This is a genomic window from Ignavibacteriales bacterium, assembly GCA_016214905.1.
Classification (GTDB): Bacteria; Bacteroidota; Ignavibacteria; order UBA10030; family SZUA-254; genus PNNN01.
Window position 1 is genome coordinate 291,353 of sequence record JACRMQ010000006.1, and the last position, 21,662, is coordinate 313,014.

General features: G+C 39.7%; 19 protein-coding genes. 9 read left to right on the forward strand and 10 right to left on the reverse strand.

Going from position 1 to position 21,662, the window contains the following annotated elements:
- Nucleotides 1-2 precede the first annotated feature (2 nt).
- The 4 genes from recN (at nt 3) to HZB59_05125 (ending at nt 7,034) form a co-directional block, all read left to right on the forward strand.
- The gene (recN, locus tag HZB59_05110; GenBank protein MBI5020795.1) at nt 3-1,736 is read left to right on the forward strand and encodes a DNA repair protein RecN; all 1,734 of its coding nucleotides are present in this window, start codon (nt 3-5) and stop codon (nt 1,734-1,736) included.
- A 63-nt stretch (nt 1,737-1,799) separates the two neighbouring features.
- Nucleotides 1,800-3,923 carry a S9 family peptidase gene (locus HZB59_05115; GenBank protein MBI5020796.1) on the forward strand — a complete coding sequence of 708 codons (2,124 nt, stop codon included), beginning with the start codon at nt 1,800-1,802 and terminating at the stop codon, nt 3,921-3,923.
- 4 nt (nt 3,924-3,927) lie between these two features.
- Nucleotides 3,928-5,391 carry a cysteine--tRNA ligase gene (locus HZB59_05120; protein MBI5020797.1) on the forward strand — a complete coding sequence of 488 codons (1,464 nt, stop codon included), beginning with the start codon at nt 3,928-3,930 and terminating at the stop codon, nt 5,389-5,391.
- A gap of 56 nt (nt 5,392-5,447) precedes the next feature.
- Nucleotides 5,448-7,034 (forward strand): T9SS type A sorting domain-containing protein, encoded by a 1,587-nt coding sequence (locus tag HZB59_05125; GenBank protein MBI5020798.1) that lies wholly within the window; start codon nt 5,448-5,450, stop codon nt 7,032-7,034.
- 119 nt (nt 7,035-7,153) lie between these two features.
- Here the strand turns inward: HZB59_05125 and HZB59_05130 are convergent, their stop codons facing one another.
- On the reverse strand, nt 7,154-8,164 hold the full coding sequence (locus HZB59_05130) for a guanylate cyclase (protein ID MBI5020799.1): 1,011 nt from the start codon (nt 8,162-8,164) through the stop codon (nt 7,154-7,156).
- 13 nt (nt 8,165-8,177) lie between these two features.
- Nucleotides 8,178-9,137, reverse strand: a complete 960-nt coding sequence (locus tag HZB59_05135; protein MBI5020800.1) for a histone deacetylase — start codon at nt 9,135-9,137, stop codon at nt 8,178-8,180.
- A 129-nt stretch (nt 9,138-9,266) separates the two neighbouring features.
- On the opposite strand from HZB59_05135, the gene rho reads away from it, so the two are divergent.
- The 4 genes from rho to HZB59_05155 are packed head-to-tail and all read left to right on the forward strand — an operon-like array spanning nt 9,267 to nt 13,038.
- The gene (rho, locus tag HZB59_05140; protein ID MBI5020801.1) at nt 9,267-10,382 is read left to right on the forward strand and encodes a transcription termination factor Rho; all 1,116 of its coding nucleotides are present in this window, start codon (nt 9,267-9,269) and stop codon (nt 10,380-10,382) included.
- Nucleotides 10,382-11,278, forward strand: a complete 897-nt coding sequence (locus HZB59_05145; GenBank protein MBI5020802.1) for a 3-methyladenine DNA glycosylase — start codon at nt 10,382-10,384, stop codon at nt 11,276-11,278. Before rho ends, HZB59_05145 begins: the two co-directional genes overlap by 1 nt.
- 37 nt (nt 11,279-11,315) lie before the next feature.
- Entirely contained in the window at nt 11,316-12,176 is an 861-nt protein-coding gene (locus HZB59_05150; GenBank protein MBI5020803.1) for a CDP-alcohol phosphatidyltransferase family protein, read from the forward strand.
- Nucleotides 12,169-13,038, forward strand: coding sequence for a CDP-alcohol phosphatidyltransferase family protein (locus tag HZB59_05155; protein MBI5020804.1), 870 nt, complete (start codon nt 12,169-12,171; stop codon nt 13,036-13,038). The genes HZB59_05150 and HZB59_05155 overlap by 8 nt, the downstream gene beginning before the upstream one ends.
- Before the next feature lie 26 nt (nt 13,039-13,064).
- On the opposite strand, the gene HZB59_05160 is transcribed toward HZB59_05155, so the two are convergent.
- From HZB59_05160 to HZB59_05180, 5 genes are all read right to left on the reverse strand, one after another.
- Entirely contained in the window at nt 13,065-13,535 is a 471-nt protein-coding gene (locus HZB59_05160) for a peroxiredoxin (GenBank protein ID MBI5020805.1), read from the reverse strand.
- Nucleotides 13,536-13,832: 297 nt separating this feature from the next.
- A complete protein-coding gene (locus HZB59_05165) occupies nt 13,833-14,618 on the reverse strand; it encodes a DUF1295 domain-containing protein (GenBank protein MBI5020806.1) in 786 nt (261 codons plus the stop codon).
- A gap of 11 nt (nt 14,619-14,629) precedes the next feature.
- Nucleotides 14,630-16,426 carry a DegV family EDD domain-containing protein gene (locus HZB59_05170; protein MBI5020807.1) on the reverse strand — a complete coding sequence of 599 codons (1,797 nt, stop codon included), beginning with the start codon at nt 16,424-16,426 and terminating at the stop codon, nt 14,630-14,632.
- Between the two features lie 84 nt (nt 16,427-16,510).
- On the reverse strand, nt 16,511-17,035 hold the full coding sequence (locus tag HZB59_05175) for a hypothetical protein (GenBank protein ID MBI5020808.1): 525 nt from the start codon (nt 17,033-17,035) through the stop codon (nt 16,511-16,513).
- 93 nt (nt 17,036-17,128) lie between these two features.
- Entirely contained in the window at nt 17,129-17,497 is a 369-nt protein-coding gene (locus HZB59_05180; GenBank protein MBI5020809.1) for a response regulator, read from the reverse strand.
- Nucleotides 17,498-17,669: 172 nt separating this feature from the next.
- Here HZB59_05180 and HZB59_05185 point away from each other — a divergent pair, with 172 nt between their 5' ends.
- A complete protein-coding gene (locus HZB59_05185) occupies nt 17,670-18,056 on the forward strand; it encodes a TIGR03987 family protein (GenBank protein ID MBI5020810.1) in 387 nt (128 codons plus the stop codon).
- Nucleotides 18,057-18,132: 76 nt separating this feature from the next.
- On the opposite strand, the gene HZB59_05190 is transcribed toward HZB59_05185, so the two are convergent.
- The 3 genes from HZB59_05190 to HZB59_05200 form a co-directional block, all read right to left on the reverse strand.
- On the reverse strand, nt 18,133-18,789 hold the full coding sequence (locus HZB59_05190) for a cation transporter (protein ID MBI5020811.1): 657 nt from the start codon (nt 18,787-18,789) through the stop codon (nt 18,133-18,135).
- 30 nt (nt 18,790-18,819) lie between these two features.
- Nucleotides 18,820-19,887, reverse strand: a complete 1,068-nt coding sequence (locus HZB59_05195; GenBank protein MBI5020812.1) for a nitronate monooxygenase — start codon at nt 19,885-19,887, stop codon at nt 18,820-18,822.
- Nucleotides 19,888-19,995: 108 nt separating this feature from the next.
- Entirely contained in the window at nt 19,996-21,633 is a 1,638-nt protein-coding gene (locus HZB59_05200) for a DUF2339 domain-containing protein (protein MBI5020813.1), read from the reverse strand.
- Between the last annotated feature and the right edge of the window lie 29 nt (nt 21,634-21,662).

Genomic DNA, 21,662 nt, shown 5'->3' on the forward strand with positions numbered 1-21,662 from the left:
CTATGCTTAAATCCCTCTTCATAAAAAACTACGCGCTGATTGAAGAACTGAATGTAGAGTTCGAGCGCGGATTGATTATAATTACAGGTGAAACCGGTGCCGGTAAATCGATTATCATCGATGCGCTGAGTCTGGTTCTTGGTGAACGCGCCGAAACAGATGCTGTGCGAAAAGGTGCTGACAAAGCTATTGTTGAAGGATTGTTCCATGTTTCCGGAAATCAAAAACTAAAAACATTCCTCACTCAAAACGAAATTGAATTTTCGGATGAACTTATCCTCCGACGTGAAGTCTCAGTTAAAGGACAAAGCCGCTCGTTTATAAACGATACACCAACCACAACCGCAACACTCAAAGAAGTTGGAGATATGTTAGTCGATTTGCACGGTCAGCACGAGCATCAATCTCTTCTTCGAACAGAAACACACATAGATTTACTTGATGATTACGGAAGGTTGGAAAGTTTAGTTGAAGAATACTCACACTCCCATTCAATCGCCAATAAAGTATTGAATGATCTGAAAGAATTAAAATCAAAAGAACTGCAGTTGATGGAAAAGAAGACGTTGTATGAATTTCAGATTAACGAAATCGATGCTTTAAATCCACGGCAGAATGAGGAGGATGATCTTGAGAACGAACTTCGAATTTTAGAAAACTCTGAGAAACTATTCAGTGCTACCGAACGATTGTACCAAATGTTGTATGAGGGAGATAACGCCGTCCACGATCAAATCATTCTTGCCCGTAATGAATTGGAAACTCTTGCATCAATAGATTCATCGTTCAGCGATATTAAAAATGAAGCGAATTCAGCTGCGGCAATCGTTGATGAACTTGCGAAATTTATCCAGCGGTATAATTCCAAAATCGAATTTAAGCCGGAGCGGCTGGAAGAAATACGTAATCGCCTTGGCAACCTTACATTATTGAAAAAGAAATACGGCGGATCGTTGAACGCTGTAATCGAATACCGCCAGAAAATCGGCAGGGAGTTTGAACTGGCGAACAATTTCCAGACTGAAATATCGGCTTATCAAAATAAATTCGAATCGGAAAGAAAAACGTTATCAGAAATCGCTCAGCGGCTTTCAATGAAACGCCATGAAGTTGCGAAGAAAGCCAATAAAGCGATTGCCCTTGCTTTAGTCGACCTCGGAATTCTGAACGCGCAATTTGAAACTCAATTAACATTTTCTCCTGCTAAAGATAAAACCGACGCCTTGGTCAAGCTCGGCAAAGATTATTATGAATCGACTTCTAAAGGAATGGATCTAGTCGAATTTTATATTTCTATGAACATAGGCGAAGATCCGAAGCCGCTGGTGAAGGTTGCGTCGGGCGGTGAAATATCGCGTATAATGCTCGCGTTGAAAATGATTCTTGCTAAATCAGATCGTCTGCCGCTTCTTATATTTGATGAGATCGATGTCGGAGTTAGCGGTAGAATTGCTCAAGCGGTGGGGCAGAGTTTAAAAAAATTGTCTCAGTTTCATCAGGTTATCGCAATCACCCATCTTCCGCAAATTGCCGGACTTGCCGATAATCATTTTGTTGTTGAGAAGATTGAGAATAAACAGCGTGCTTCAACACAGATGCGAAAACTCGATCTTGAAGAGCGGGTGGAAGAAGTCGCGAAACTCATGAGCGGTGAAGAGATAACAATCAGCGGGCTTGAGAGTGCGAGGGAGTTGATGGGTATAGAAAATAAGTCAAAATTAAAAAGTAAAAAGTAATTAGTTAAAATTAATAATTTAAAAGTATAAATTAAAAAAAAAGAATAGTAAGAAGGTGTTTAGATGAAAAAAATAATCTTTATTTTATCTTTGATTGTATTATTGTTCGCATCAATAATCATTCTGAATGCACAATCGGTTGCTCCGCTTGCCCCGGTTGCGAAGATCGTTCCTAAGTACGACACACTTCATAATGATGTGAGAGTTGATAATTATTATTGGATAAGAGACGTGAATCGCTCGAATCCTGAAGTGATTGAATATCTGAAATCTGAAAATGCTTATACTGAAGCGATAATGAAATCGACGGAAGCTTTTCAGGAAACTCTTTATAATGAGATGGTTGGCAGAATAAAAGAAACCGATCAGGATCCGGCATACCGCGATGGAGAATATTTTTATTATTCACGAACTGAGAAAGGGAAACAATACCCGATTTATTGCCGCAAGAGCGGAAGTCTGAATGCTGCCGAGGAAATTTATTTCGATCAGAACGAAATGTCGAAAGGATATAAATTCTATCGTCTTAACGCTATGGAATTAAGCCCCGATCATAACCTTCTCGCATTTTCGGTAGATACAAATGGAGCCGAGTCATATATTCTTTTTGTGAAAGATTTGAGAAACGGAAAAATACTTACCGATCGTGCTGAAAATACACAATCGATCGCTTGGGGGAATGATAACAAAACTATCTTCTACACGGTTGAAGATAATTCAAAACGACCATATAAGCTATACCGTCATACACTCGGAGCAGATTTATCGAACGATGCATTATTGTTCGAGGAGAAAAATGAATTATACAATCTCGGTGTAGGAAAAACAAGAAGCGACAAGTTCATACTGATTCAATCATCGGCAAGTAACTCGGATGAGTGGCAATTTATTTCTGCAGATAATCCGGCTGAAGAACCAAAGATGATAGTTCCGCGGTCGAGCGAACATGAATACAGCGTAGATCATCACGGTGAATATTTCTATATCAGAACAAATAAAGATGCAAAAACTTTCAAGTTGATTAAAGCACCGGTAACAAATCCCGGTGAAAAGCATTGGACCGATTATTTACCTTTTAGAGATGGAATTACAATTGAGGGAACAGATTTCTTTAACAATTATTCAATCGTGTATGAGAGGGAAAAAGGTTTGCAAAAAATGCGTGTAACTGATATGCAATCGGGTCAAACCCATTATATCGATTTCCCGGATCCAGTATACACGGCATATCCGAATGTAAACCGCATTTATGATACGAAAGTATTTCGTTTCAGTTACCAATCGTTAACAACTCCCTCATCAATCTATGACTACAATCTTGAAACTAAAGAAGAAAAATTGATAAAACAGCAAGAAGTTGTAGGTGGCTATGATCCAAACGAATATAAATCGGAGCGGATTTACGCAAAAGCTCCGGATGGAGTTGAGGTTCCTATCTCGCTTGTTTATAAAAAGGGAGTGAAATTAGACGGCACATCACCGCTACATATGACGGGCTACGGTTCTTATGGATCACCAAGTCAGCCGACTTTCAGTTCATCACGTTTAAGTTATCTTAACCGCGGAGTTATTTTCGCGATTGCGCACGTCCGCGGCGGCGGTGATATGGGCAAAGATTGGTATGAGAATGGTAAACTTCTGCACAAGAAAAACACATTTACAGATTTTATTGCCTGCGCGGAATATATAATAAAAGAAAATTATACAAGCAAAGAAAAACTCACAATCTCAGGCGGCAGCGCGGGCGGATTGTTAATGGGTGCGGTTACAACCATGCGACCTGATTTGTTTAAAGCCGTTATCGCGTCTGTTCCATTTGTGGATGTTATTAATACAATGCTCGATCCCACACTTATGTACACAACTACAGAATATTTAGAGTGGGGCAATCCAAACGAAAAAGTATCTTATGATTATATGAAATCGTACGACCCGTACAATAATGTTAAGCCCGTAAATTATCCTAACATTTTGGTGAAAGTCGGATTCAACGATCCGCGTGTAAATTATTGGGAAGGGACAAAGTGGGCTGCGAAGATTAGAGCAATGAAAACCGATAACAACATAGTTCTTGTAAAAGTAAACATGGGTGCCGGCCATATGGGAGCTTCCGGGCGATACGAACGGTTAAAAGAAGCGTCATTTGATTATGCATATATTTTAAATCAATCTGGAATTACAAAGTAAACTTATGTCACTAAAAATCTACAACACACTCGTTCGTCAAAAAGAAGAATTCAAACCGCTCGTCGAAGGGCGCGTTAATATGTATGTCTGCGGACCAACTGTTTACGGACATTCTCATATCGGTCATGCAAAAAGCTACGTCTCATTCGATATTATCGTAAGATATCTCCGATATCTTGGATACAAAACTCTTTACGTGCAAAACATAACCGATGTCGGGCATCTGACCGACGATGCCGATGAGGGCGAAGATAAGATTGCAAAGCAATCAAAGAAAGATCGTGTTCATCCGATGCAAGTAGTTGAATCGTACACGCGCAGTTATTTTGAAGATATGGATGCGCTTGGCGTAGTTCGTCCCGATATTTCACCGCGGGCAACCGGTCATATCATCGAACAAATTGAAATGGCACGCGACCTGATTAAAAAAGGGTTCGCTTACGAGAAAAACGGTTCAGTATATTTTAATGTTGCCAAATTTAAGGAGTACGGTAAGTTGTCCCGGCGTCCGCTGGAAGAAATGGAAGCAGGCGCACGTGTTGAAGTGAATAAAGAGAAGAAAAATCCGGCAGATTTTGCTTTATGGAAAAAAGCCGAAGCAGAGCATATCATGCAGTGGCAAAGTCCGTGGGGGACAGGTTTCCCCGGCTGGCACCTTGAATGTTCCGCGATGTCGATGAAATATCTTGGAGAAACATTCGATGTACATGGCGGCGGAATGGAGAACCAGTTCCCGCATCACGAGTGCGAAATTGCTCAGAGTGAATGCTCAACAGGAAAACAGTTCGTGAAGTATTGGATTCACAATAACATGGTTACAGTTGGCGGACAGAAGATGGGGAAGTCTCTCGGCAACGTAATTAATTTGAAAGACTCTTTCAAGAAATATTCGCCACTTGTTGTAAGGTTCTTCATACTTCAAAGCCATTACCGCAGTACTCTTGATTTTACAGATGAAGCGCTTGAAGGTGCTTCAAAGGGATTGGAAAAATTGTCAAACACCGTTAGAAATGTTAGGGTGGAGATTGAGAAGTTAAGAAAATCGGAAGATGGAAAAGTTTTTGACAGTTCAATCTTTGTTGATCTTGCGGGATTTAAGAAAGCATTTATTGAAGCGATGGATGATGATTTTAATACTCCGCAGGCAATCGGGATTTTATTTGATCTTAACCGCGAAGTCAATACAATTCTGTCTTCGGGGAAAATAAATATTAAAATATTACAGCAAATCAACGACCTTTACAATGAGTTAGGTGGAACGGTCCTTGGTATAATACCTGAGCATTTCGATGCCGGATCAACTGCAGGAGGCGATGAGAACGATTTGATTCAATTCATAATCGAATTGAGAACTGAGGCGCGTGCACAAAAGCTCTGGGCAATGTCCGATAAAATCCGGGATGGGGTAAAAAATCTTGGAATTGTTATCGAAGACAAAAAGGACGGAACAAGTTGGCGGCGGGGGTAAAAATAAATTATTTTAATATTTGTGCGATAACATAAACTTAAAATGGTGAGGTGTTTGTGAAGAATTTTGTAATATTATTATTTGTAGATGTACTTCTTACGATAATCTTAACATGCTTTGTATTCTCTCAGAAGAATCAAAACATGTTCACCAATCATTCGCTCAAGCCGGAATCTTTAATGGGTGGCAAGCATGGGAATCTTGCTTCTTTATTAGAGGAAAAAGAAAGATGCGATGATGAGGAGTCACTTGATGTATCAGAACGACTGATCATCGAAAAAATCGGCAATGATACAATATTTATCCGTATTGCCTATCTTAGAGAAATCTGGAGTCCGGAAAAAAGTATTTGGGATTCGGCTGGCATAGGAATTTCTTTATATGATGTAAATGGAAATCTAACTGAATATTTATATCAAATCCGTGACTCAGTCAGCTGGATTAATGATTATAAATACAATTATTCTTATGATGAATATGGAAATCAGATAGAGTACAACCATCAGATTTGGGATGGAAGTACGTGGTACACTGATTTCAAGATTACTTCGACTTATGATTTGATTGGTAATCTAACGGAACAAATCTATCAAAATTGGGATGGCAGTATGTTAGTAAACACTTCCAAAATCTCTTCTGTTTTCGACTTGAACGGTAATCAAACTGAATATTTATATCAGAATTGGGACGTAATCGGCTGGATAAATATTGAAAAGTTCACATACACTTACAATTCAAATAACAAACAAATCGAATGGTTTCACCATAACTGGGATAGCATAAAATGGGTTGAGAGTGAGAAGGGACAAAATATTTATGATGAAAATAATAACATTGTAGAGTCTATTGATTATCAAATGCTTGACAGCTTATGGGTTAATCATAATAAAACAAATTATAATTATAATCAGGCAGGTAAACGAACGGAGCTTACATCACAAATTTGGGAAGATAGTACCTGGGTGAATGATAGGAATACTCTTTATTCATACGACATCAACGGAAATCGAACAGAGGTCTTGAACCGATATTGGATTAACCAATGGATAAATAATTATAAATACACTTATGCTTATGATTTAAATGGCAAAAGGGTAGAGTATTATTATCAGAGATGGTATGGAAATACACTGCAAAATATAAAAAAAAGCATTTACGTTTATGACACCACTGGCATTCGGATAGAATATATTCGTCAAACGGGATTTGATAGCACTTGGGTAAATTCGAGTAAATCCAGTTACTTCTATGGCGAAAATGGTAAGCTGACAACCTATCTATCTCAGGATTGGAACGGTATTGAATGGGTAAACTACACCAGAAATAATTATACTTGGCAAGTGCTTCTAACTGATATGAACGAACAATCAAATATTATTTCTAGCTTCAAACTATCGTCTAATTATCCCAATCCTTTCAACCCACAAACAAAAATATCGTTCTCAATTCCAAAAGAAAGTTACGTTACTTTAAAAGTCTATGATTTACTTGGAAGAGAAGTGGCAATACTTGTCCAAGAAAAGAAACAGCAAGGTGAATATTCTGTAACTTGGAATGCCGATAATGTTCCTAGTGGTGTGTACTTCTACAAATTATTAGCAGGCGGTCTTGCAGAAACAAAAAAAATGATTTTGATGAGATAGTTAACTGCTATAAATATTTTTAGAATCATTATCATTTATTTATTACAAGTGGGGATTAAGGACTAACTGTTAGTTCGTGCGGAGCGAGGTATCACCTCGCTCTACGATCAAGCGTAATTTTATTTATCTAACGCTTTTTTCCACTCATACACTTCATATCCATCCACCATTCTACCGGATGGTTCAAAACCGACACGTTCGTTAAGCGGTTCAATTGTCGGTTTGGCTATGCAAACAGTGTTTGGCAGTGCGTTCTTCTGCATATGTCCAGCGATATCAATTACTCTGTCGCTTATCTCTTCTAGTGGAATAGATTCATCAAAATAAACGAATCCTGAATTTACACCCGCGCGGACAAGAAAATCGCGCCGCATCCCTTTTACAGTTTTGTTGAAATTATCCAATCCGTTAATAACTTCACGTGCTGCCCTTACTGCAGCGTCTACGGTGTTGAAACAACTCATCACGCCATCAGGTGTCCATGTAGATTTCAAACAACCATACGTGGCAAAACATTTCTCGACGAATCGTTTATACTCTTTGAAATCATGTTCAATTATCGCTTTTTCCTCTCCTTCCTTCATGCCTGTGGAATCGACGACATCGATCGCGAGAAAAGCGAGATCGCGCCCCATTTCATCCAACTTCTTTTTAGTTTCGATGAATTCTTTCAACAATTGCTCGCGGTCTTTCTTCTTGGCATTTTTAAATTGTTCTAATTTTTCATTCAACGGTGTCAAAACTATCGCGTTATCCGATAGGTGCATCTGCTTTTTCCACGAATCGACATTATCCTTATATTTAAAATACTCAGATTTATCTTTTAACTTTTCACTCATCCTCGTCAACGACCCGCTGAGGATGAATAATCCGACTATTGATATCCATCTCGACATATCTTTGCCGGCGATCTTTGTGGGTATATTATCTTTTACCAGCACTAAAAGATTTTTATCGGTGTCGATAATCCATTTTGCAAATCGATAAGATGCCGCGTCTTCAACATATTGTAATATAAGAGGAGCGATGAAAAGAAGCATCAGTAACATCAGAAATACACCGCAAGCCCGGATGATTCTTGAAGTGATCGATAAACTAAGTACCCGAAACGATTTATGTTCAGTTTTCATTTTTAGATTATATTTAATGTGAATTATTTTGTCCAATTAAAGCAAGAAGATGCGCTTCAACACTTAATGTTAACGCGCCGAAATTGTATCCGCCTTCCAGCACCGAAACAATCCGACCGTTGCAAATCTTTTCTGCTTTATCAGTCAGCATCGATGTCAATATTCCAAACGAACTCTCTGTCAGATTTAAATCAGCTAGCGGATCGTCTTTATGTGCATCGAATCCGGCAGAGATAAAAATTATATCGGGCAGATAATTATCGAGTGAAGGCAGTATCTCTCCGGTAAACGCTTCCATATATGATTTTTCTCCACTGCCAGCCGTGAGCGGGATGTTAATGGTAAAACCAAGACCTTTACCAATGCCTTGTTCACCTCTGCTGCCTGTGCCGGGGTAAAAAGGAAATTGATGCAAGCTGATGTAAAGCACCGAATCGTCATCATAAAAAATATTCTGGGTTCCGTTGCCGTGATGAACATCCCAATCGATTATCGCGACACGCTTGGTACCATATTTTTGCTGAGCATAACGTGCTGCTATAGCAACGTTATTGAACAAACAAAAACCCATCGGTTTATTTCTTTCGGCGTGATGCCCTGGTGGTCGGACTGCACAAAAAGCGTTTTTTAAAATTCCACTCATTACTGAATCGGTTGCAGCCAAAACTCCGCCAACCGCTATCAGCGCCGCATTATAAGAGGATTCAGATACACGAGTATCTCCTTCATCAACAGTCTGCAATCCCTGCCTGCATGCCTGACGCAAATATTTCGAATGTTCAGGTGTATGCACTTTGGTTATCCAATCTTCGGGTGCCTCATCGATGATAAGGTGCTTGAGTTTGTGCCAAAGTTTTGTCTGCTGAAGATGCGATACAATTGCCTTCAACCGTTCAGGACTCTCCGGGTGTCCGGGTCCGGTATCGTGCTTCAGAAAATATTCGTTATAAACAAAACCTGTTCTTGAACTCAATGTAATTTACCTGTTCTGTATTCTTATGAAGATAATGATACTTTTCTTATTCGTCAAATCATAAGAAATCGTTGCTCAGATGATGGGGATTTTGTATATTATAACTCATCACAAACAAATTAATCATTAATGAACGAAAACAGTTTTACCGGTATCTTTGAATTAGACCGGAAAATCGGGGGGTTCCTTCGACAAATATCACTTGAGATAGAACCTAAAACAGGCGATCCATTCATTCGTCCCGATTTGGTGAGGGGATTTAATCTTCGTGAAGGTTGTTACATCGAAGTGAAAGTCCAACGCGGCAGGCGCGGCGGACATGAAGCCGCTTCGATAATTCACGTTAATGGAATGAAGCCGGAGAAATGGAGAGATGTAACGGAGTTCTCTGGTCGCACCGCAATCGATCCGAACGAAAGAATTAAACTAACCGTCGCCCCATCAGATACTTCTATGCGCGTGGTTGATCTTTTATGTCCTCTTGGAAAAGGACAACGCGCTTTGATTGTCTCTCCACCGAAAGCGGGGAAAACAATGTTGATGCAGCAATTCGCGCATGCTATCAGCGCGAATCATCCTGAAATTGAGTTGATAGTTTTGCTCGTGGATGAACGACCCGAAGAAGTAACCGAGATGCGGAGATCAATCAAGGGACAAGTATTCGGCAGTTCGAACGACAGTAACGCACAAAGTCATGTGAGGTTGGCGCGATTGGTTCTTGAGTTTGCAAAACGAAAAGTTGAAGCGGGTGCTGAAGTTGTGCTGCTGGTCGATTCGCTTACACGAATGGGCAGAGCATTCAACGCTTCCCAACGCAGCAGCGGAAGAACCATGTCTGGCGGTGTGGATATCCGCGCGCTTGAAATTCCGAAAAAAATATTCGGTGCGGCACGCGCTTTGGAAGGAGAAGGATCGTTAACAATACTCGCAACCGCGCTCATAGAAACGAATTCGCGCATGGATGAGCTGATCTTTCAGGAGTTTAAAGGTACGGGTAACATGGAATTGGTATTAGACCGCGAGCTCGCCGATCTGCGGATATTTCCCGCCATTAATATTCCGAAATCTGGAACTCGGAGGGAAGAATTGCTCTTTGGTGCCGATACGGGAAAGTATCAGTTGCTGAGACGTTCGCTCCACCGGATGAAACCGAAAGACGCGATGCTTACATTTTTGAAAGCGCTGCAAAAATTCCCCACCAATCAGAAACTATTATCACACATTTCCGATATCATATCTGAGTAATGGAATTCAGTATAAACGTCCCGGACAATTTTTCATTATGGCCGACTGTTTATAGCCACGGATGGTGCATCCTACCTCCATTTAAAGTCGATAAAGAAAATAAATCACTTGAAAGAATATTTAAATTAGGATCGGGGAAACACCTTGCCATCATGATTAAAGATGGCAAGAAGGGAAAAGTGAATATCTTTTCTAGATCAAAATTGAATAGTGTTGAGAAAAAGGATTTGATATCCCAGTTGAAATCGTGTTTAAGGATGGATGAAGATTATTCGGAATTTTATAAAGAGGCGCGTAATTATAAAGAATACTGTTGGATTCCGAAAATTGGCGCAGGGCGTTTGCTCCGGACTCCGACGGTTTTCGAGGACGTTGTAAAAATGATATGCACAACCAATTGCAGTTGGGCGCTTACCGAAATCATGGTAAATAATCTCTGCACGAAATTAGGGATGAAAGTTGAAGATTCCCGATTCATGTTCCCAACACCTGAAACGATTGGAGATTGTTCAGAAAAATATCTTAGGAGAGAGATTCGTGCCGGTTATCGCGCGCCATACATTCTTGAATTATCGCGAAGAATAACAGAGGGAAATATTGTTATTGAACAATGGCGTACAAGCGGTTTATCAACAGAAGAATTATTTAAAGAAGTTCGTTCTGTGAAGGGAATTGGTCCTTATGCCGCAGGGAATATTTTAAAACTTTTGGGACGTTACGATTATCTTGGTATTGATAGCTGGTGCCGGGGAAAATATTTTGAGATTCATCGAAACGGAAAAAAGTGCAGCGATAAAGTAATAGAAAATTATTATAAGCATTTCGGCAGGTGGAGGGGGCTATTTTTCTGGATGGATGTAACGAAAGATTGGTATTCTCAGGAATTCCCGTTCTGATGGCTGATTTTCAAGGTTTCTTTTAAAGAAAATGACAATGATTGAAGAATACAGACTTTCGTTGAAGATGCCCGAAGTGGAAGAGATTTTCGATCTCATTTTCTACAGACCGTTAGCTTTTCTTTTTGTTCAATCAATAAAGCGTTTCTCCATCACTCCGAACCAAATTACTTTTATCTCTATGATGTTCGGATTTTTTGCCGCATGGCAATTTAGCCACGGCACTTCTGAAGCATTAATTATTGGCGGTGCATTATTTGTTGTATCAAATGTATTAGATTGCGCGGATGGACAGCTTGCCAGAATACAAAAAAGCGGTTCATTGCTGGGGCGGGTTATAGACGGTGTGGCAGATTATATAGTCGGGCTTGCCGTTTTCATCAGTATAGGATTTGGGTTTGCTGCCATAAATCACGAGATGTGGATTCTTGTTATTCTCGCCGGATTTAGCACTGCTATGCATGCAATATTCTTCGATCATTATCAAAACGAATTTATGTCAACCGTAAGATCGGAGATCAATTTTCTCGATAAGGAAATTGAACAATTCAGCAGCGAAGTTGAAAGAATGAGGATTGAAAAAAGTAACAGTACGAAAATTATCTTTCTGATTCTTTATCTCAAATATTTAAATATACAAAAACAATTCGGTAAGAGATCGGATAATATTGGTTATGCTCCAGACCAATACAAAAAAGAAAATTCTGTTCTTATACGCTTTTGGAGTTTTATTGGTCCCACAACAAATAGAACAATTTTAATATTCTTTGCCTTTCTCGGAAGGATAGATATTTATCTCTGGGTAATTCTGATTGCAGGAAACTTATGGCTAATATTCTGTCGTGTTTACCAGTACAGTATTGATAATAAAAAGAAAACGTCTTCAGTCAATGCCTAAACAGGATCCGATTACATTTTTCAAACAATCGTTAAAGTCAGAATCATACTTTGCAGATGAGTTGGTGAACATTTATTTATTACGTCCGATTGCGGCGGTTATTGTTTGGATTTTTTATCCGACCAGAATCACTCCAAATCAGGTTACTCTGATGGCTATTCTTCTCGGACTGGCGAGCGCGGCTGCATACTCTTTTGGAACAGCGGCGGCAATTGCAACGGGCGGTGTTCTCATTGTAGCCAAAGATATTTTTGATGATGCTGATGGACAACTAGCGCGGGCTAAGAAGATTTATTCCCGCCGCGGACGCTTTCTGGATTCTATCGGCGATTTTATTGTTGATGTGGCACTATTTTCTTCAATAACTTACATCGTTTATATAGCGGAGCCAACCGGCTGGATAATGTTTCTTGGCATATTATCTTTTATCGGGATTACATTGAGAGTTTCGTATCATGTCTATTATCAGGTTTCTTTCTTTCATCTGGAAAATCAATACCCGCTCAACCGTACAGCAGAAGAAATAACCGAGGAAGATTTAGAAGGTGATCGTTTAGCCCTGAGGCTTCAGAAAATATTTATTTTAATTTATGGATGGCAGGATAAATTAATGCTCCGGATAGACCGGTGGTGTAAGGGAAGAAATTTTGATAAAAAGTTATTAGCAACCTGGTATTCAGACCGGTTGGCATTAAGAATATCCGGGCTATTAGGATTTGGTACAGAGTTTATGCTTATGTGTATTTGTTCATGGATCAATGAACTCCAGGCTTATCTGATTATTAATGTTATTGTTATGAATGGGATATGGATGGTAAGTATATTTTATCGCCGTTTTATACTTGCCAGAAATTTAGCATGATGAAATTTTGATCATCCTGTTTAACGTCAATTACCATCGCTTATATTCTTTAGTGCTTTTATAGATTCTTCGATATGTTTTTCAGCTTGCATCTGTGAGTTAAAAGTGTGAACCACAATTCCTTGTTTATCCACGATATAAGTAACCCTGCCGGCTATTAATCCGAAAAGATTAGATGGCACACCGAATAAATTTCGCACTTTATTCCCATCATCGCTCAATAAGATGTAATTTAAGTTGTGCTTTTTGGCGAACTGTTTATGACTTTCCACATTGTCGGAACTGATGCCGATGATTTCCGCATCTGCCATACGGAAAATCTCATACTGATCTCTGAAACTGCAAGCTTCTTTTGTGCATCCCGGACTGTCGTCTTTGGGATAAAAGTAAATAACCATATTTTTCTTACCAATTATAGCAGAGATATCAATCATTCTCCCGTTTTGGTCGGGGAGAGTGAATGCCGGGATACGACTGCCAATATCTATCTTATTCATACTGTTGCCTGAGAATAAATTTATATCACTGTTAAAAAAGAAATAAAGAAAAAATAAAATAAAATACACGGAGAGGTAAAAACGGTAAAAATTCCGCTGTCGGATGTAAAGTGTATTATCGGGATAGATGTTTCCCAATAATCCTTTGATCTCTCTGATAAAAACCGGTTTAATGTTAATGAGCCATCGATCAGTTTGGTAAACGGTTTTACGGAATCTACTTCGGTAATAACCCAAAGGCAGACCCCAAACCATAAACAATATCAACCATATGTTTTCGAGCCATTGCATAGTTTATCAATTATTTTTTGGAAACCATGGAATAAAAGTACTTGTTTTCTTCACATATTCTCTGTATTGTGGCTTGGTTTCTTTGAGTGTCTTTTCTAATAATGTCACCCCCGAAACTTTAATAATGAGAGTAGTCATAAGGAGTGAACCAAAAAAGGGCACATAGCTGCCGCCTGATATAGAAATTAAACCATATCCCAACCAGACTGCAGCGTCACCGAAATAGTTTGGATGTCGGGTGTATCGCCATAAACCGGTGTTGAGCACTTTTCCTTTATTCATAGGATTTGATTTGAATTTTGCTAATTGGTAATCACCAATCGTTTCAAATATAATACCAATAATCCAAAAGAAGATTCCGATAATATCTAAGATATTGAGCGAGGGGTCGGTTGTATAATACTGTGCTCCGAGGAGTGGTACGGAAATCAGCCACATGAGAATCCCTTGCAGGAGAAATGTCTGAAAAAAGCTTATCCACCAGTAACGGTGTTCACCGTAATTTTTTCGAAATTGCCGGTAACGAAAATCTTCTCCCTTGCCGATATTTCTCAATGCGAGATATATTGACAGGCGAAATCCCCAAACTGAGACAAGCGTTGTAATGAGAATCTTACGTATTATATATCCATCGGTAAGGAAGAAATATAACCATGCTGAGATTATAAAACCGATGCCCCAGAAAAGATCGACAATACTGACATTTTTAATAATTACACTTATTATCCAGAGCAATGTCATCATGACAAGAATGAATAACAGTGCTTGAAAATATATCTCGAAAAATGTCATTGGCATTCTCCTTATTCAAACATAAATGAAACTGCCGCTGCGCCTATGCCCGCATTCATTCCAATGACCGGTGAAATGTTAACGGTATCGACCGGTGTTTTTCCTGTGAGTATTTTCATCTGATCGGTGTACCAATTAGCGGCATCTTCGTTGCCGGCGTGTAGAATGATGTAATTCCAGATATCCTTCCCATTGCTGAGGTCGCGGATGTGTTCCATAATTTTTTTCATATTGGATTGCTGGTTAAAAGTTTTGCCAAATAATATTGATTTTCCATCTTCATCAAGTGAAACGATCGGATTTATATTAAGTAATCGTGCCAGTAAACCTTTTACCTGAGAAACTCGCCCCCCACGAACCATGTATTCAAGTGTTTGAACACTGACGAATATTTTAGTTTGCCTGAGCCATCGGTCAGACGCCTCCAGAATTTCAGAATGTGTCCTGCCTGATTCTATCGCGCGGGCGATTCGAAGTGCTAGCAAGCCGAGACCGCCTGAGAGGTTTCTTGAGTCGATTACTGAAATCTGTTTATTGAATTCTTTACTCACTTTTTCTGCTGCTTTCCGGCTGCTGTTCAGTGTCCCGCTGAATTTACCAGTGAGATGTACAGCAATAATTGAATCATAGTGAGAAGCAAGCTGTGAATAGAGATTGAGAAACGCTGTGTCATTCACTTGGGATGTTGAAGGAAAAGCCTGCATCTCATCTAAAAGCGTGTAGAACTGTTTCGGTGTTATTGTGATTTTGTCGAGATAATGGTTTTCGCCGAAGTGGATATTAATCGGTAGCATATGAATTTGATGATAATCCATTAATTTTTCAGATAGGTCACAGGTAGAATCGGTTACTAGCGCGATTTTCCATTTTCTGTTGTATGCCGCCTCACTTTGACGGATCATGTCTTCAGCTTTTTGATTGGTGAGGATTCCGACTCTCCGCAACCGGGTAAATAAATCTGCGGGCGTATTCGTGTGAAGGTGAAAGTGTGTAATTTTTTGGGAACCTGCAACAACAACGGAATTGCCAAATTCATACAGAATATTTTGTAATGAATGACTATCGATGGCTGAATGTTTTATTGTTGCTTCGGTGCAGAACCTATGGGTTACAATCTCGGGGACAATCTCCTGGACTTTCTGTATGTCGATGGTTTCTATTTTCGAATGCAGAAGTCGCTTAATATTTTTCGACTTAATAAGATCGATGATGCCTTCAATGAATAGAACGAACCCTTTTGCACCAGCATCGACAACATTTGCTTTAGCAAGAACCGCAAGCTTCGATGTTGTTTCCTCTAATGATCGCCGTATAATTTCGTGTGAACCAATGATAAGCTGGGCAAAATCCCGGGCCTTTTCTTTGTTGTTATGAATATATTCAGCCCAGTCATTGATCACGGTGAGCATGGTCCCTTCGACAGGATTGGCAATCGCATCGAATAAATGTTTTACAGATCGTTTGATGATCTCAGCAAATTCAATAGGAGAGAGTGCGACCGAGTTTCCAGCTTCGGTGCTCATTCCGTATAGGAACTGGGCGAAAATGATGCCGGAATTCCCACGTGCTCCTGCTAGAGCGGCATCGGCAATTTTATCTGCGGTTATCTTGAATGACCTATCGGGATGTATTTGTTCCAGAACAGAGCGGATTGTAGAAGTAAGATTTGTTCCGGTGTCGCCGTCTCTAACAGGGAATACATTAATACGGTTTAACTCAATCTGATTTTCGAACACCCTTTGCGCGCCTGCTCTAAAAACGTAATAAAGCATCCGTCCATCAAGTTTTGATATAGAGCTGTCTTTCATTGATATGCGCCGATAAATTTTAATCTATGTCCGTGTTCCTAAAATACAACTTATGATTAGGTAATATCGTTCCTTGAATCGAATTTATCTTTTTCTGCTGTGAAATCCTAAAATAATACCCAGAACTACCGACCATATTGCAGCGAGACCGATCTGATATGGTTTCGGCAAAATAAACGTAATAGTGTGCGCGGGGATCCAAAACCAAAGCAAAGATAGCATGCCTTTATGAATATTGTCCCAATTCTTTTCGCGCGCGATTATGTTATCTAAAACTCTGTGCATTATCACGAGGAATGGACCGAACTGTAAATTCATAGAAACTGAAACGGCAAAAGATCTGCCGAACAAATCAAGCGACGGCAGGAGGTCGTGTTGTATTAAACTATCAACAAATCCTTGAAATCCCGTGAAAGCGTATTTGATGCACACAGCGAGCAAAGCCCACTCAAGCATTTTCAATAAAAGTGTCAAAGGGGAAAACGGGAAGGAAATCTTTTTCTGAATCAACCACTTGGATACGATATCACCAAACGTCCCGAGTATTGCAAACTGAACCATTGCGGTTGTTAGCGGATATTCCGAGACTAAAGAGATATACCAAGTCATACCGGTAGATTTATTTGTTCATTAAAAATTATTTTTAGATATTCAGGCAACGGCAGAGAGGAAACCGCGGGTTGAATAATTTTTAGGAACAGGTTAAGATGTTAAAATACGATTCATCAGAGCGAGCAGTTCATCGACATCGCACGGCTTATCGATAAAAGCTTCGGCTCCGTTGCGTTTGGCTTCAACGGCGTTCGACAAATCGGCAAAGGCAGTCAGTATAATGACTTTTGTAACCGGATAATGCTTCTTGATATATTTCAAAACTTCCAGACCGTTCATCTTGGGCATCTTGATGTCAAGAATAGCGAGGTCGAATTGTTTTTTCTGAACACGGGCAACGGCTTCAACTCCGTCGTAAGCTACAGTCACGTCGTATCCTGCCCTGGCTATTTCTTTTGAGAGGAGATCGAGCAGACTCACATCGTCGTCAACAGCGAGAATTTTATATTTTGGTTCCATAATAGTCCAATTTTGCCATTAATATACGAATAATTTTTTGAAGAGCAAATGTAGGAAATAATTCGATAATGGAAATCGGAAACGTCTCTTATAATTTGATTTTAGTTTGATTTTGTGTTTCGATTTCATTTGTTTACCTTAACTATAAATTATTTTTGTTCGATAGTTCAATATGTCAATTCAATTAATACTCTCTACTGTTCTCATCTCATTAGCCCTCATCTTTTACTCAATCGGTGTTTGGTCTGAACGAATTGCCAAATATCTTAAACCGTGGCATGTGGTTACCTTTTGGACGGGATTTACTTTTGATGTTTTGGGGACATTAGCAATGCATCAGTTGGCTAAAGGACCATTCAATATTCTGGAACCGCACACCTTTACCGGTCAGGTTGCTTTATGGCTTATGTTCGTTCATGCAATCTGGGCTACAATTGTAACGCGGAAGGGGAGTGAGGAATTGCGAATTAAATTTCACCGTTACAGTTTGGTGGTTTGGTTGATATGGCTGGTTCCGTATTTTGGCGGGATGTATATCGGCATGACGAATCGTTCTTAGAAGTCTTTGCAACTGTCATCCTTCAACGGGTTCGTCATACTCACCGCATGCAATCTCAGGTTTACGTTGCGCGATATTATTCGTGATTGCAACTACAGTGTTTATTGTTTTTTGATTTTTCGAAGCACTCTTTTCCTTCTCTCAGCGAATAATAGGCGAGTGCAAGCGAACCAATTGCGTCTATGTAAGGTATTTTCACAATCTCGTATATCGCGCTGGCGGCAAGCAGTACAATCGACATGTTCACGCAGACTCTTGTGCATTCAGCATCGGCGAGTATAGCTTCTGAGTTGAGCGCTTTACCCATCCGCCGCTTCCAATAAATTAAGATCAGCATCACCGCAATTGAAATTATCGAAATAACAACTCCCCAGAATGTCGATTCCGGTTTGTGTCCGATATAGAGGTTGTAGATACCGGTTGCAACAAGACCGGCAGTAAGAATATAAAAAGCCGATCCGGTAATGCGTAATGCGGTGCGCTCAAAATTATCCCTGCAGGTATCTGGTTTCATATGAATGCGGATCACCATATGCGCGATGCCAAGTCCTGAGATCGCTTCGATGAAACTATCAACACCGAAACCGAAAAGAGTGAAACTCTCATCCTGGTAACCGAAGTAAATTGAAATAACTCCTTCGATTATGTTGTAAGCAATCGTAAAAATTGCCAGACCGAATGTTATCTTATAAAGCTTATCGGTATCGATCCTGGCGTCTGAAGAGGAGTTCATTTTATTTGCAAAATTAATCGCGGAAGGTGTTTACTCTACCGCTTTAAATTCTGAGATAAGAGATTGGATTAATTCTTTTACGGAAGTGATACGTGTAGCTTTGAAAGCGTTCGCGCCGGCGAATGCGTATCCTTTTTCAAAATTTCCTTTTAGAGCATTTATCAGCGCGGTGATAATGCAATATGGACTGCTGGAAATTTCACATGTCTTAATGCACTGGAATGGGCATTGAAGCGGTTGCTTTTTCCCTTGTTTAACTTTCTCTAAAAAATTACTCATGATCGCGCGTCCCGGCATGCCAACCGGACTTTTAATAATCTCAATATCTTCGCTTTTAGCATCGATGTAAGATTGCTTGAATGCGTCCGAAGCATCGCATTCATCTGTGGTTACGAAGCGTGTACCCATTTGCACACCCGAAGCGCCTAACTGCATAATATCATAAATATCTTTACCGGTGTAAATACCGCCGGCTGCGATAACGGGTATCGGCTGATTGTACATTTCTTCTATTTGCCTAACTTCGTGAACAACTTCCGGTATCAATTTTTCGAGTGAGTAATCTTTATCTTCGATCTGTTCAGGTTTGAAACCAAGGTGCCCGCCGGCTTTTGGACCTTCAACTACGATAGCATCTGGAAGGTAGTCGTAATTCTTTTTCCACTTTTCACAAATGATTTTGGCGGCACGTGCTGATGAGACAATTGGCGCTAATTTTGTGACGCTGTCTTTTTTTAGAAAACCCGGAAGGTCTAAAGGAAGACCCGCTCCGGCAAAAATTATATCGGTTTTTTCGGCAATAGCTGTCTTAACCATATCGGCAAAATTGGACATCGCCACCATGATATTAACTCCGATTACACCGCCGGTTTTTTCACGGGCTTTCCGTAACTCTTCGCGCAAACCAAGGATGCTTGCCTCTAAAAAATCTTTTGATGATTCTTTGTATAAAAGTCCGAGACCTGCGCTGGAAATCACGCCGATTCCCCCTTCGTTAGCTACAGCTGCTGCTAAGCCCGATAGTGATATTCCGACACCCATTCCACCCTGTATTACTGGAACCGGTATATGTAAATTGCCAATTTGTAATGATTTCATTTCGTCTTTAAAATATTCTTCTTTACAAGATAGTCATAATATTTCAGAATAAATAATTTATTGGATAAAAGTGGACAATTTGGATAAATTAGAATTAATCGCATCATCTCAACGTTCTACATTATGCTTTGCACGCAAGCGAGTATACACCATTGAGATTATCAAGAGTACTACTCCGAGTATAATGAATGAGAGGATCCGATAGGTTGGTTCAAGATTGCTAGTTCCCATAATAAGAACGTAACCGACAGTGAGAAGAAGAGTAAAAACTGCCATCCAACGATATTTCTGTTTTTTCAAAATGAGATTAAGTAAATAATAAATCATTGCAACTGCAACCCATGAGAGGGCAACATACTCCCTTGGAAGGATATGATAAAGTGTATATGGAAAGAATACAAATGCTGCTGCGAGATATGCGCTCCGCATCACTTCGGTTTTCAACTCAAGCCGATCCTGCTTGGCATTCATAATTCGTGCGCTTAATAATGCCACAATCCCGAAGCTAAGACTCATCACACCTATGACTTCTTCAGTCGCCATGTACACGATAAGAATGATGAGATAGATACCAAAGTTAGCAACGACAATGTACTTTGATCGGTACCATATTGCAGTTGTGATGACTAGTAGACTTTGCCATGATAACCATACCAGCGATGCGGGCAGTCCAAACCAATACACAATTCCCACAGTCAACGCAAGATAACCGGTCATGACGTAGAAAAACGTTATTAACTTCGTTTTATCTCTCAGCCAAAAAATTGATGATAATATTAGGAATGGAATCGATGCCAGTATATGAGCTAGTGTGATCTCTGAAGGTTGTAAAGCAAGGGTGAGCAATAAATATAAACCGTAACACACAACACTATTCAATATGACGTTTATTATTGCAGGTGCATCTTCTTCTCGATTTCGACGGATGATTATGCCAACCGTATTTATCAATCCATATAGCAAAATAAAATATACATGTAGATTTGGAGTCGATACGATTTGAAGGGGATTACCGATGAACGGATTATTCAGAGACCAAATGGCGTGCGTAAGATAAGCCATGATTGACGAGTATATGGTAATCCAAATCCATTGAAAACGTACCTGAAGATAAATGGCGTAAACCGAGAGGAGTGAGATGACAATGAATGTGAAGTACGGATTGCCTCCGGTTAACGCTGTAAAATATCCGAGTGTAATATTGATACCGGCAAGATATACAGAATTTCTGCGGGTGGCAACGAACAAATTAATTATTACAACAGAAGCCAATAAAATTTGCTCGATCACGATATTATCAATAACATAAGGATCACTGAAAAAGTGAAGCCGAAGTGTTGAAAAATATAACAGGAGCAATCCGCTTCCCATGAAATATTGTGAAATTAATGTATAAGATTTTCTCCAGTAATAAGAACAACCTACCAGAGCCAACGTAATACCGTAACCGAATAAACTTGGCATTATCGGGGGTAGATTTTGAAACGGAAATGTAAGTAATAACCCTATCCCGATCGCGAGGATTAGAATGCCGACTTTTGCGAACCAATATTGACCAATGCGAAATTCGAGTTTATCTTCCCGTTCTTCTGTGTCAACAGATGTCGGCAGTGGATGATTTTCTTTCGATTCTGCTTGTGAGAAAGTTATATTCAGTTCTTGCTCGATGCGGCGAATCCGTTCGTCGAGCAGTCTGAGTTGCTGTTGGAGTTTAAAATTCGAGACACTATCGGATCGATCTTTCATTGTATGTTACTTTCGAATAGTTTAGATGT

Excerpts from the sequence above, each read along its gene's own strand:
- recN (MBI5020795.1), top strand. The coding sequence starts at position 3 with ATGCTTAAATCCCTCTTCATAAAAAACTACGCGCTGATTGAAGAACTG.
- HZB59_05115 (MBI5020796.1), top strand. The coding sequence starts at position 1,800 with ATGAAAAAAATAATCTTTATTTTATCTTTGATTGTATTATTGTTCGCA.
- HZB59_05120 (MBI5020797.1), top strand. The coding sequence starts at position 3,928 with ATGTCACTAAAAATCTACAACACACTCGTTCGTCAAAAAGAAGAATTC.
- HZB59_05130 (MBI5020799.1), bottom strand. The coding sequence starts at position 8,164 with ATGAAAACTGAACATAAATCGTTTCGGGTACTTAGTTTATCGATCACT.
- rho (MBI5020801.1), top strand. The coding sequence starts at position 9,267 with ATGAACGAAAACAGTTTTACCGGTATCTTTGAATTAGACCGGAAAATC.
- HZB59_05145 (MBI5020802.1), top strand. The coding sequence starts at position 10,382 with ATGGAATTCAGTATAAACGTCCCGGACAATTTTTCATTATGGCCGACT.
- HZB59_05150 (MBI5020803.1), top strand. The coding sequence starts at position 11,316 with ATGATTGAAGAATACAGACTTTCGTTGAAGATGCCCGAAGTGGAAGAG.
- HZB59_05155 (MBI5020804.1), top strand. The coding sequence starts at position 12,169 with ATGCCTAAACAGGATCCGATTACATTTTTCAAACAATCGTTAAAGTCA.
- HZB59_05160 (MBI5020805.1), bottom strand. The coding sequence starts at position 13,535 with ATGAATAAGATAGATATTGGCAGTCGTATCCCGGCATTCACTCTCCCC.
- HZB59_05165 (MBI5020806.1), bottom strand. The coding sequence starts at position 14,618 with ATGACATTTTTCGAGATATATTTTCAAGCACTGTTATTCATTCTTGTC.
- HZB59_05170 (MBI5020807.1), bottom strand. The coding sequence starts at position 16,426 with ATGAAAGACAGCTCTATATCAAAACTTGATGGACGGATGCTTTATTAC.
- HZB59_05175 (MBI5020808.1), bottom strand. The coding sequence starts at position 17,035 with ATGACTTGGTATATCTCTTTAGTCTCGGAATATCCGCTAACAACCGCA.
- HZB59_05180 (MBI5020809.1), bottom strand. The coding sequence starts at position 17,497 with ATGGAACCAAAATATAAAATTCTCGCTGTTGACGACGATGTGAGTCTG.
- HZB59_05185 (MBI5020810.1), top strand. The coding sequence starts at position 17,670 with ATGTCAATTCAATTAATACTCTCTACTGTTCTCATCTCATTAGCCCTC.
- HZB59_05190 (MBI5020811.1), bottom strand. The coding sequence starts at position 18,789 with ATGAACTCCTCTTCAGACGCCAGGATCGATACCGATAAGCTTTATAAG.
- HZB59_05195 (MBI5020812.1), bottom strand. The coding sequence starts at position 19,887 with ATGAAATCATTACAAATTGGCAATTTACATATACCGGTTCCAGTAATA.
- HZB59_05200 (MBI5020813.1), bottom strand. The coding sequence starts at position 21,633 with ATGAAAGATCGATCCGATAGTGTCTCGAATTTTAAACTCCAACAGCAA.